Here is a 12,037-nt window from a genome sequence, read left to right on the forward strand (position 1 = left end):
AGAAAGGGGACGATGAGGCCCACCGAGAGCTGCGTCAGCTGCGGCACCTGCGGCAGGAACGTGTAGAGCGCCTCGCCCGCCCAGTGCGGAACCTTGGCGGCCAGCAGCGGGTCGGTCATCAGGCTGTTGAGGATCGACGACGGGTTGGAGCTTCCGGACTGGCTCAGGTCCGCGTCGAGTTCCTGGGCGACTTCCTGCACGCGAGTCACCCACCAGCTCAGCTGATCGGCCCCGCCGCCCGCATCCTGGTTGGGCGGGTTGGCCAGCTGGATCGGCGGCGGCGGGGACGTGGGCGGCGCCCACGTCATCGCGGTTTGCGACACCGCCTCGTAGATCGCCATGGTGGTGGCCGCCTGCAACCACATCCGCAGGTAGTCCATTTCGTTGAGCGCGATCGGAATCGTGTTCACCCCGAGGAAATTCGTCGCCACCAATTGCGCGAACGCCGCGTGGTTTGCCTCCAGCTCTTCCAGCGTCGGCATGGCCGACAAAGCGGCGGTGTAGGCCGCGGCCACGGTGTCGGCTTCCAAGGCGGCCGCGGTGCTGTTGGCGCTGTTCTGCAGAAGCCATGCCAGATAGGGCACGTGGGCGGCCACGAACGCCTCCGCGCTGGGGCCCTGCCACGTGCCGGCCTGCACGGCCGTCAGCAAGTCGCCGAGTTCCTGTGCCGCCGAATCGTATTCGGCGCTCAGTGCCTGCCATGCCTGCTCGGCGGCCAGCAAGGATCCCGGACCGGGGCCGCTGGACAGCGCGGCCGAATGCACTTCCGGAGGGAAGGCGGCCCAGATCGGCATGGTCATCGCCGGCCGTCCGGGTGTGCCCGTGCCGCCATGGTGCGCTCCTCCCGCCGAACCGGTCGGCGGTCCCGCCGCGGCCGGCGGGCGACGGCCCGGTCGGCCCCGCGGGAGACGCCTTGTCCCGGTTCTCCTCGTGGCTTTCAGCGTGTCTTCGCGATGCGGACACCGGACGCGATAACGGCGACCCGCATACACCGGGATCTTATGCGGAGAACAACCGCAGATGCGGATAGAATCTGCCGGTTTCACCGGAGATGCGAAGCTAACTGTCAGCCTTTGGACAGCCGGACCAGGAAGCCGTTGAGGATCAGCGTCTGCGCCAGCCCCAACTGCTGGGCCGCGTTCAGCCCGGGCAGATCACCGACCCGAAAGGGCTGAGTGCTGTCGACGAGGAACCGCATCGCGGCCGCATGGTCGGCGCCGGCGCTCACCGACAGCGCAGCGAACTGCAGGACGACGCGGTCGTCGAGGTGCGCCACCTTCGAATAAAGGGGTGCGTGCTTGGTCACCAGCGTCTGGCCGTCGATCCCGACGGTGTCGCTGACCCGCCCCACCGGAGGGCACCGGCCGCGCCGCACCAGAACGTCGGCCATCGCGTCGAGGCCTGCGTTGATGATCTCGGGATCGTCGATGGCCGCCACGGCGTCGCGCACGTGCTCGCCCAGTCCCGCGCGGGCGGTCGCATCGTCCAGGTGCCGCGGCGACAAGCGGGCGTGCAGACGGGGGTCGCGCAGGCTGAGCGCGTGCAGTGCGTGCGTGAGCAGCGTCAGCACGGTGGGGGCGTGCAGCCCGATCGTCAGATGGACGGACCGCTCGGACCGCGTTTCGGCCGAATGTATTTGGCCGCGCGGCAGATACAGCACGTCGCCGGGACCGAGGCACACGTCGGTCGACGACGTGAGCCCGTCGGCCCCGACCCCCTTGCGTCGCTGGATCTCGTGCGGCGCCACCGCGGCGGCGTCGGACAGATGCCACGTCTTGGATCCCTCGATTTGCAGGACGAGCACGTCGTGCGGGTCGTAGTGCGGGACGAAGCCGGTCGATTCCGGCGGCGTGACGTAGGCGTTGACGCGCGTCGGGTAGTTCAGCTCGACCTCGATCGAGTGCGACAACGCGGCGATCGTGCGCAGGTACCGCTCGAGCCCGTTGACGACGATGGTGTAACCCTCGGCCAGACCGTCGCGTGCCGCGACCGGGTCCAGGCCGCCGTCGGCGCGGCGATAGGTCGCCGGATCCCTGTCCTGGCCGCCCTTCACCAGCCGCACGGCCGACGGTTCTGGCTGCACATGATCGAGGAGCGCGTCAACGGCCGTCGGCCCGGGCAGCAGGCGGTCGAAGTAGCCCGGCCGGCGTCGCTGAATGTGGTGGTGTCTGCTCGCCCAGATCTCGTCGAGGAAGGCGTCGACACCGAGGGGCTGCAGCACCCAGGCTAGCGAGGACTCGACGGTAATCCCCCAAACATTGCGGCGACGGGTATGCACCACAGTAAACCGGCACCCGCACGCGCCCCGCCTTTCTCGGCGCCGCGCGGGTGGCTACTAGCCTGGATCTGTGCCCGATCCCGTCACCTACCGCCCCGCGCCCGGGTCCATCCCGGTCGAGCCCGGCGTCTACCGATTCCGGGATCCGTACGGGCGAGTCATCTACGTCGGCAAGGCCAAGAGCCTGCGCAGCCGGCTGACGTCCTACTTCGCCGACATCGCCAGCCTGCACCCGCGTACCCGGCAGATGGTGACCACCGCGGCCAAGGTCGAGTGGACGGTGGTCAACACCGAAGTCGAGGCGTTGCAACTCGAATACAACTGGATCAAGGAGTTCGACCCGCGGTTCAACGTCCGCTATCGCGACGACAAGACCTATCCGGTGCTGGCGGTGACCCTCAACGAGGAGTTCCCCCGGCTCATGGTCTACCGCGGCCCCCGCCGCAAGGGGGTGCGCTACTTCGGGCCGTACTCGCACGCGTGGGCCATTCGGGAGACGCTGGACCTGCTCACCCGGGTGTTTCCGGCGCGGACCTGTTCGGCGGGAGTGTTCAAGCGGCACAAGCAGATCGACCGTCCGTGCCTGCTCGGCTACATCGACAAGTGCTCGGCGCCGTGCATCGGCAGGGTCAGCGCGGAGCAGCATCGCCAGATCGTGGACGACTTCTGCGACTTCCTGTCCGGTAAGACCGACCGGTTCGCCCGGGAGCTGGAACAGCAGATGAACGCCGCGGCCGAGCGGCTCGATTTCGAGCGGGCCGCCCGGCTGCGTGACGACCTGGGCGCGGTGAAGAGGGCAATGGAAAAGCAGGCCGTCGTCCTCGGCGATGGCACCGACGCCGACGTGGTGGCGTTCGCCGACGACGACCTCGAGGCGGCGGTGCAGGTGTTCCACGTGCGCGGCGGCCGGGTCCGCGGTCAGCGCGGCTGGATCGTCGAAAAGTCCGCCGACCCCGGCGATTCCGGTGAGGAACAGCTGGTCGAACAGTTCCTGACCCAGTTCTACGGCGAGCAGGCCGAATTGGGCGGCGCCGCAGACGAATCGGTGAATCCGGTGCCGCGCGAGGTGCTGGTGCCGTGCCTGCCGTCCAACGCCGACGAGCTGACCAGCTGGCTGTCCGGCCTGCGCGGGTCGCGGGTGGCGCTGCGGGTGCCGCAGCGCGGCGACAAACGCGCGCTGGCCGAAACCGTGCAGCGCAACGCGAAAGATGCGCTGCAGCAACACAAGTTGCGGCGTGCCGGCGACTTCAACGCCAGATCCGCTGCGCTGCAGAACATCCAGGAGGCCCTCGGCCTGTCCGATGCGCCGCTGCGCATCGAATGTGTGGACATCAGCCATGTCCAGGGCACCGACGTGGTGGGCTCGCTGGTGGTGTTCGAGGACGGGCTGCCGCGCAAATCGGACTACCGGCACTTCGCGATCCGGGAAGCCGCCGGGCAGGGGCGCTCCGACGACGTCGCCTCCATCGCCGAGGTGACCCGCCGCCGCTTCGCCCGGCACCTCAGTGAGCAAAACGACCCGAATATGCTTTCCGCGGAAGGGAAGTCGCGCCGTTTCGCCTACCCCCCGAACCTGTACGTCGTCGACGGCGGGGCCCCGCAGGTCAACGCGGCCAGCGCGGTGCTCGACGAACTCGGCATCACCGACGTCGCGGTGATCGGCCTGGCCAAACGGCTGGAAGAGGTGTGGGTGCCCTCGGAGCCCGACCCCGTCATCATGCCGCGCAACAGCGAGGGGCTTTATCTGCTGCAGCGCGTGCGTGACGAGGCGCATCGGTTCGCGATCGCCTACCATCGCAGCAAGCGATCTAAGCGAATGACGGCATCGGTGCTGGATTCGGTGCCAGGATTGGGAGAACATCGCCGAAAGGCGTTGGTAAGCCATTTCGGATCGATAGCCCGCCTCAAGGAGGCCACCGTCGACCAGATCACCGCCGTTCCCGGCATCGGTGTGGCCACCGCCACCGCCGTCCTGGAGGCGCTACGCCCCGATCAGTCCGAGGCGGCCCCGTGACGGGCCCGGGGGAGTTCGCGGGCGGACCCTCGGTGGACGCCCCGGCCGGGATCGACGTCGTGCTGGTGACCGGGTTATCCGGGGCCGGGCGGGGTACCGCGGCCAAGGTGCTCGAGGACCTCGGCTGGTATGTGGCCGACAACCTGCCCCCGCAGCTGATCACCCGGATGGTCGATTTCGGTCTGGCCGCCGGCTCGCGGATCACCCAGCTCGCCGTGGTCATGGACGTGCGCTCGCGCGGCTTCACCGGTGACCTGGACTCGGTGCGCACCGAGCTGGCCACCCGGAACATCGCGCCGCGCGTGGTGTTCATGGAAGCATCCGACGACATGCTGGTGCGCCGCTACGAGCAGAATCGCCGCAGCCATCCGCTGCAGGGCGATCAGACCCTGGCCGAAGGCATCGCCGCCGAGCGCCGCATGCTGGCTTCGGTGCGCGCCACCGCCGACTTGATCATCGACACCTCGACGCTGTCGGTGCGCGGCTTGCGCGAAACCATCGAGCGGGCGTTCGGCGGCGCCGCCACCGCGACCACCAGCATCACGGTCGAGTCGTTCGGATTCAAATACGGTCTGCCGATGGACGCCGACATGGTGATGGACGTCCGGTTCCTGCCAAACCCCCATTGGGTCGACGAATTGCGGCCCCGCACCGGTCAGGACCCCGCGGTACGCGACTACGTCTTGAGCCAGCCGGGCGCGGCGGAGTTCCTCGACGCCTACCATCGATTGCTATCTCTGGTCGTCGACGGATACCGCCGGGAGGGCAAGCGCTACATGACGGTCGCCATCGGCTGCACCGGCGGCAAGCATCGCAGCGTCGCGATCGCCGAGGCGCTGGTGCAGTCGCTGAAGGCCCGCACGGGTGAAGCCCAACTGTCGGTGCGGGTGCTGCACCGGGATCTGGGCCGCGAATGACCGAGCCGATGAGCCGGGGCATCGTCGCGATGGGCGGTGGACACGGCCTGTACGCGACGCTGTCGGCGGCCCGCCGGCTCACGCCCTACGTGACCGCGGTGGTGACCGTCGCCGACGACGGCGGTTCGTCCGGCCGGCTGCGCAGCGAACTGGACGTGGTGCCGCCCGGTGATTTGCGAATGGCGTTGGCGGCCTTGGCATCTGACAGCCCTCATGGGCGACTGTGGGCGACGATCCTGCAGCACCGGTTCGGGGGCAGCGGGGCGCTGGCCGGGCATCCGATCGGCAACCTGATGCTGGCCGGCCTATCCGAGGTGCTGGCCGACCCGGTGGCCGCCCTCGACGAGCTGGGGCGCATCCTCGGCGTCAAGGGCAGGGTGCTGCCGATGTGCCCGATCGCGCTGCAGATCGAGGCCGACGTCTCCGGTCTGGAAAGCGACCCGCGAATGTTCCGGCTGATCCGCGGCCAGGTGGCGATCGCGACGACGCCCGGCAAGGTGCGCCGCGTGCGGCTGTCGCCGGACAACCCGCCGGCGACCCGGCAGGCCGTCGACGCCATCATGGCCGCCGATCTGATTGTGCTCGGCCCCGGATCGTGGTTCACCAGCGTGATCCCGCACGTGCTGGTGCCCGGCCTGGCGGCGGCGCTGCGCGCCACCACCGCGCGGCGCGCCCTGGTGCTCAACCTGGTGGCCGAACCGGGGGAGACGGCCGGGTTCTCCGTCGAGCGTCATCTGCACGTGCTGGCCCAGCATGCACCGGATTTCACCGTGCACGACATCATCATCGACGCCGAACGGGTGCCCAGTGAGCGCGAACGCGAGCAATTGCGCCGCACCGCCACACTGCTTTCGGCCGAGGTCCACTTCGCCGACGTGGCCAGACCTGGTACACCTTTACATGATCCAGGCAAGCTCGCGGCGGCCCTGGACGGGGTCCGGGCGGCCCACAAGGCTCCGGGAGCGTCTTCGGCCACGGCCACCGCGGATATTCGGGTCGGCGGTGCAAGCCCACCAGCCGGTGGGAGTGAGCCGGGCGGCAGCGGACCAAGGGGTGACGACGCGTGGCGATGACGACCGAAGTCAAGGACGAACTGAGCCGCCTCATCGTGAAATCGGTCAGCGCGCGCCGGGCGGAGGTCACATCCCTGCTGAGGTTCGCCGGCGGGCTGCACATCGTCGGCGGCCGCGTCGTGGTCGAGGCCGAGGTGGACCTGGGCAACGTCGCCCGGCGGCTGCGCAAGGACATTTTCGAACTCTACGGATACAACGCCGTCGTGCATGTGTTGTCGGCCAGCGGAATTCGCAAGAGCACCCGGTACGTGTTGCGGGTCGCCAATGACGGCGAGGCGCTGGCCCGCCAGACCGGTCTGCTCGACAATCGCGGCCGCCCGGTGCGCGGGCTGCCGGCCCAGGTGGTGGGCGGCAGCGTCGGCGACGCCGAGGCCGCGTGGCGCGGAGCGTTCCTGGCGCACGGGTCGCTGACCGAGCCGGGACGGTCGTCGGCCCTCGAGGTCAGTTGCCCCGGTCCGGAGGCGGCGCTGGCCTTGGTGGGTGCCGCGCGACGGCTCGGTGTCAGCGCGAAGGCCCGCGAGGTGCGCGGTGCCGACCGCGTGGTGGTGCGCGACGGCGAGGCGATCGGCGCGTTGCTGACCCGGATGGGCGCCCAGGACACCCGGCTGATCTGGGAGGAACGCCGGATGCGGCGCGAGGTGCGCGCGACGGCCAACCGGCTCGCCAACTTCGACGACGCCAACCTGCGCCGCTCGGCGCGCGCGGCGGTGGCGGCCGCGGCCCGAGTGGAGCGGGCCCTGGAGATCCTGGGCGACACCGTCCCCGACCACCTGGCTTCGGCAGGCAAGCTGCGCGTCGAGCACCGGCAGGCATCGCTGGAGGAGCTCGGCCGCCTCGCCGACCCGCCGATGACGAAAGACGCTGTGGCCGGCCGCATTCGGCGGCTGCTGTCGATGGCCGACCGCAAGGCCAAGGTCGAGGGCATTCCCGACACCGAGTCGGCGGTGACGCCGGACCTGCTGGAGGACGCCTAGCCCCGGTGGCGAAGCGCTCCGGGTGGGGGCCGTAGCGCTACCCGCCGCTGGCAAAGCCGCGCCGGTCACCGCACCGACGCTGGCGGTGCTCGATCTGCCGGAGATCGCGGTGCGCGCGTGTGAGCGGCCACCCGGCCGCGAGTCATCCTTCCTCGTCGCGCAGCGCCGAATTCTATGAATTACATGATTGACCTATGTTGCAGGTGAGTCGGCGCTTTCGATGGTGTTTTTAGCGCCGGATATCGGGCATAAGTGCGCGGCGCCATCGGGACCGCCTGCGGCCGAGCGGGCCGACGGCGAATAGCAAATTCATATTTTCATGGTGATCGATATGAGTGATGGGCCGCATCGGCCGCGTGGTGCGCGAATACCCGTGTCAGCGCCTATGTCTGGATCGGGTCGGCCACGGTCATCGTTCGGATGGTCGTGCTGCCGCCGCGTCCTGGCTAAAGACTTCTAGGGCCGACACAATTTGTGATGGCGAGATTTTTATCCACGGATGGCGGCCCGGAAGGACGGCCTTCCCCAATTTTCGTCACCCATTCATCGCGTCGCCTTGTCGATTCGCGCGAGGTAGAGACGTTTATCGGCGGCTTGCTTGCCGAAGCGCCGACTTACCGCCCTGGCATCGCAGCGCGGCGGCGCCGGCGGATCCGGCCGGTCTCGGACAGAACGGCGCGGCGATTGCGGCCACCGAAGCCGAGTACGGCCAGATATGGGCCCAAGACGTCGCCGCCATGTTCAGTTACGCCGCCGCGTCGGCATCCGCCGGAGAGTTGACGCCCTTCGAGGACGCCCCGGCCACCACCAACGACACCGCAGCCGCGACACAGGCGGCCGCCGCGGCCACGGCGTCGTCCGACTCGTTGTCGTCGTGGCTGAAAGAGATCGAGGCCTACATCACCTCGCTCACCGGTCAGTACACCCAGTTCTGGCAGAACCTGATCGGGGGCGCCACGGGGAGCACGGAGATAGCACCGTTCTGGGAGACGCTGTATTCCAGCATTTCCCAGATCGGCACTCAGGCCACGTGGACCAACGTCGTCAATGCCAGTACCAGCCTTGGTGTTTCGCAGTGGAAGAACTTCTTCATCTATGCGCCGTGGAGCGCCGCGATGTCGAAAACGTCGCTCGGCGCCGGTCTGACGTCGCCCGGCCACGTCGCCTCCAGCATCGCCGTGAAACCCGTGTCGGCCGTCTTGGGTGCGGCGCCGACGGTGGGAAAGATGTCGGTGCCGCCCGCCTGGGCGACCGCCGCACCGGCGATCCGGCTGGCCTCCACCGCGCTACCGGTCACCAGCCTCGCCGCGGCCGCCGCGGCGGATATCTCCGGCGGCCTCGTCAACGAGGCCACCCTGGGCAGTCTCGCGGGCGGCGCGCTGGGCGGGCCGGCGTCACGCGTCGTCAGCACGACGGGCGTCCAGGCCCCCGCGATCGCCGGCGCGCGCCGGCAGGGGCCGGTCAAGCTCGACCGCATCATCGCCCAACTGCAGGAGATGCCCGACCAGGTGCAGCACTGGAACATCGACGAGGCCGGCCTCGACGACCTGGTCGCCCGACTCAGGACAACACCCGGCGTGCACGCCGTGCACGTGACGGACGCTGAGGACATCGCGGCCGGATCCACCGAATCGAAACCGGGTTAGGACACCTCGAAGGAGGATGCATGAAACTGCAATTAGCGCTTGTCGGTGTAGTGCTGGGACTCGTCGCCGCCGTACCCGCGCACGCCGTCCCGGGCGAGGACGAGGCGGCCGCCGACGACAACAATGAGGTCTTCATCGCTGACCTCCACACGGTGGGCATCAGCTTTCAGGACCCCGGCCAAGCCGTGAGCGCCGGAAAAGCGGTCTGCGGCTTGCTCGCCCGCGGCGTCTCCGGTCTCCAACTCCTCAACGACCTGCGAGACAACAACCCCGCGCTGACCACCAACGGCGCCGCCCAGTTCGCGACGATATCGGCCAAGGCGTACTGCCCGCGGCAACTCGACTCTGCCGGGGGACCCGGCGCCAAAGGCGGTGGCTAATTTATCAAACCCAGACCGCCGCAACAGGACCCGCGGTCCACCATCGCATATCCATCATTCCCGAAGAGAAAAGCCTCATGTTGCAGCACAATTCGCACGCCGTCGAGCTGGGATTGTTGATGGATTTCGGGACCCTTCCGCCGGAAAGCAATTCCGGGCGGATGCATTCGGGCCCCGGCGCCGGATCAATGATGGACGCCGCCAGGGCCTGGGGTGTGCTGGGCGCCCAACTCGCTGACACGGCGCTGAGCTACCGGGCGGTGATCGCCCAGCTGGACGGAGGAGAACCGAGCGCGTCGACAACGGCGCTCACCCACGCCGTCGCGCAGTATCTGGCGTGGCTCGACGCTACCGCGGCGCTGGCGCGGCAGACGGCGATCCAGGCCACGGCGGCCGCGGGCGCCTACGGTTTGGCGCGTGCGGCGGTGGTGGCGCCCCAGGCGATCGATGCCAACCGGCGGCGGCGGATCTCGCTGGCCGCGGCGAACTGTCTGGGCCAGCTCAGTCCGGCGGTCGCCGAGGCCGAAGCCGACTACGAACGGATGTGGGCGCAAGACGCCGCCGCCATGTACGCCTACGCCCGCGCGTCGGCGGGCGTCCTGGCACCGTTCAGTTCCCCGCCGCCCTGCACCCACCCCCGCGAGCCCACGGGGGTCACTCCACCGTCGCTCGGCTGGACTCTGACTGTCGCACCGGAGGTGATAACGACTGGCCGGCAAGTGATCTCGACCATCTCCGACGCGCTCGATGCGCTGTCCTCGTCGCCGCGGGCCACCTTCGATGCGTCCCTGTCGCCGGCAACCGCGCCGCTGTCCAAGTTGAGTTCGCTGTCGGCGCCTCGAGACGCTGCGCTCAAGCACCTGAGCTCCCTCAACAAGGCCGCCGCGCTGTGCAGGGCCGCGGTCATGTGCTCGCCTGGCCTAACGACTCACGCGGCGCCTCGGGTGAGCGTCGGCGGCGGCGCTGCGGTCGGGATCTTGTCGGTGCCACGGGCGTGGGCGCGATCGATGCCGGGCCCGGTGTCGCCCAGTTCGCATGCGACTCCCGTAGATCGAAGCCAGTGAGACCGGTGGGCACGCGGACGTCGCCCGCGCCGAGCCGGCGGGTAGTTTGTTTGCCATTGCTGGTCGCGACGGGGGTTGGGGGGCTACGGTCAGGTCATGAAGCGGCTGTCGAGTGTCGATGCGGCGTTTTGGTCAGCAGAAACCGCGGGCTGGCACATGCACGTGGGGGCGTTGGCGATCTGCGACCCGAAGGAGTGCTCCGAGTACAGTTTTCAACGTCTCCGTCAATTACTGATCGATCGCCTGCCCGAGGTACCGCAGTTGCGGTGGCGGGTAACCGGCGCGCCGCTGGGACTGGACCGGCCGTGGTTCGTCGAGGACGAGGAGCTCGACGTCGACTTCCACGTCCGCCGCATCGGGGTACCCGCGCCGGGCGGTCGCCGCGAGCTCGAGGAGCTGGTGGGGCGGCTGATGTCCTACAAGCTGGACCGCTCCCGGCCGCTGTGGGAGATGTGGGTGATCGAGGGCGTCGAGGGCGGGCGGGTCGCCACCCTGACCAAGATGCACCACGCCATCGTCGACGGGGTCTCGGGTGCCGGGCTGGGCGAAATCCTGCTGGACACCACGCCGGAACCCCGTGCGCCGCAACAGGAAACGGTCGGCTCACTGGTGGGCTTCCAGCTTCCGGGACTGGAACGACGCGCCGTGGGCGCGCTGATCAACGTGGGCGTCAAGACGCCGTTCCGCATCGCGCGGCTGATGGAGCAGACCGTGCGCCAGCAGATCGCCACCCTGGGGGTGCGCAGCAGGCCCCCGCGCTACTTCGAGGCGCCCAAAACCCGCTTCAACGCACCGGTTTCGCCGCATCGGCGCATCACCGGGTCTCGCATCGAGCTGGCCCGCGCGAAGGCCGTCAAGGATGCCTACGGCGTCAAGCTCAACGACGTGGTGCTCGCGGTGGTGGCCGGCGCCGTCCGCGACTACTTGCAGAAGCGCGGTGAGCTGCCCGCCAAACCATTGATCGCGCAGATCCCGGTGTCGACCCGCACTGACGAGAACAAGGACGACATCGGCAATAAGGTCAGCTCGATGACCGTCTCGCTGGCCACCGATGTCGAAGACCCGGGCGAGCGGCTGCGGGCCATTCACGAAAGCACCCAGGACGCGAAGCTGATGGCCAAGGCGCTGTCGGCGCATCAGATCATGGGGCTGACCGAGACCACCCCGCCCGGGTTGCTCGGGTTGGCCGCGCGGGCGTATACGGCCAGCGGGCTGTCGCGAAACCTGGCCCCCATCAACCTGGTTGTCTCCAACGTCCCCGGCCCGCCGTTCCCGTTGTATATGGCTGGCGCCAAACTGGATTCGCTGGTGCCGCTGGGCCCGCCGGTGATGGATGTCGCGCTGAACATCACCTGCTTTTCCTACCAGGACTACCTGGACTTCGGTTTCGTGACGACGCCCGAGGTGGCCAACGACATCGACGACATGGCCGATCGGATCGAGCCGGCGTTGACCGACCTGGAGAAGGCCGCCGCGCGGGAGAGCAGCTCCAGCTAGGCCGCCCTGGCGATCTCGCGACTACGGGCCGTCGTCGTCTTTATCGCGGAGCAGTTTCTCGGGGTGGTGGAAGGTGTTGGTGCGGGGCTGTCCGCGGTCGAGTTCGGGTGGTGGTTTCCATTGGGTGTCGCCGCGGGCGGTTTTGCGGGTGGTCCAGCCGCCGGGTTTGAGCAGTCGGTGATGGGGGCCGCAGG

At 68.9% G+C, this 12,037-nt stretch carries 10 protein-coding genes and 1 pseudogene; 8 read left to right on the forward strand and 3 right to left on the reverse strand.

The genetic code is table 11. The features are described 5' to 3' along the window. Both DQP57_RS25015 and DQP57_RS25020 read right to left on the reverse strand, forming a co-directional pair. Window positions 1-800 (reverse strand): PPE family protein (locus DQP57_RS25015; RefSeq protein ID WP_133259309.1); only part of this gene is annotated, 800 nt, incomplete at its 3' end. 266 nt (window positions 801-1,066) lie between these two features. Beyond that, window positions 1,067-2,248 (reverse strand): cupin domain-containing protein, encoded by a 1,182-nt coding sequence (locus DQP57_RS25020; protein WP_112635410.1) that lies wholly within the window; start codon window positions 2,246-2,248, stop codon window positions 1,067-1,069. Between the two features lie 100 nt (window positions 2,249-2,348). On the opposite strand from DQP57_RS25020, the gene uvrC reads away from it, so the two are divergent. The 8 genes from uvrC (at window position 2,349) to DQP57_RS25060 (ending at window position 11,843) form a co-directional block, all read left to right on the forward strand. Next, on the forward strand, window positions 2,349-4,292 hold the full coding sequence (gene uvrC / locus DQP57_RS25025) for an excinuclease ABC subunit UvrC (RefSeq protein ID WP_112635404.1): 1,944 nt from the start codon (window positions 2,349-2,351) through the stop codon (window positions 4,290-4,292). After that, entirely contained in the window at window positions 4,289-5,209 is a 921-nt protein-coding gene (rapZ, locus tag DQP57_RS25030; RefSeq protein ID WP_112635406.1) for an RNase adapter RapZ, read from the forward strand. Before uvrC ends, rapZ begins: the two co-directional genes overlap by 4 nt. 8 nt (window positions 5,210-5,217) lie before the next feature. Next, complete coding sequence (gene yvcK, locus DQP57_RS25035; RefSeq protein WP_112635414.1) at window positions 5,218-6,282, forward strand: uridine diphosphate-N-acetylglucosamine-binding protein YvcK; 1,065 nt, start codon at window positions 5,218-5,220, stop codon at window positions 6,280-6,282. Continuing rightward, on the forward strand, window positions 6,279-7,256 hold the full coding sequence (gene whiA, locus DQP57_RS25040) for a DNA-binding protein WhiA (protein WP_112635412.1): 978 nt from the start codon (window positions 6,279-6,281) through the stop codon (window positions 7,254-7,256). Before yvcK ends, whiA begins: the two co-directional genes overlap by 4 nt. A gap of 338 nt (window positions 7,257-7,594) precedes the next feature. Continuing rightward, window positions 7,595-8,902, forward strand: a complete 1,308-nt coding sequence (locus tag DQP57_RS25045; protein WP_276310860.1) for a PPE family protein, SVP subgroup — start codon at window positions 7,595-7,597, stop codon at window positions 8,900-8,902. Between the two features lie 20 nt (window positions 8,903-8,922). Continuing rightward, complete coding sequence (locus tag DQP57_RS25050; protein WP_112635408.1) at window positions 8,923-9,282, forward strand: DUF732 domain-containing protein; 360 nt, start codon at window positions 8,923-8,925, stop codon at window positions 9,280-9,282. Between the two features lie 119 nt (window positions 9,283-9,401). Beyond that, on the forward strand, window positions 9,402-10,346 hold the full coding sequence (locus tag DQP57_RS25055) for a PPE family protein (protein WP_112635416.1): 945 nt from the start codon (window positions 9,402-9,404) through the stop codon (window positions 10,344-10,346). Between the two features lie 96 nt (window positions 10,347-10,442). Further along, a complete protein-coding gene (locus DQP57_RS25060; RefSeq protein WP_112635418.1) occupies window positions 10,443-11,843 on the forward strand; it encodes a WS/DGAT/MGAT family O-acyltransferase in 1,401 nt (466 codons plus the stop codon). A 21-nt stretch (window positions 11,844-11,864) separates the two neighbouring features. Here the strand turns inward: DQP57_RS25060 and DQP57_RS27695 are convergent. Continuing rightward, window positions 11,865-12,037 (reverse strand): annotated as a pseudogene (locus DQP57_RS27695) (HNH endonuclease signature motif containing protein); the annotation flags it as partial.

It is taken from the genome of Mycobacterium colombiense (genome assembly GCF_003284935.1).
Taxonomy (GTDB): domain Bacteria; phylum Actinomycetota; class Actinomycetes; order Mycobacteriales; family Mycobacteriaceae; genus Mycobacterium; species Mycobacterium arosiense_A.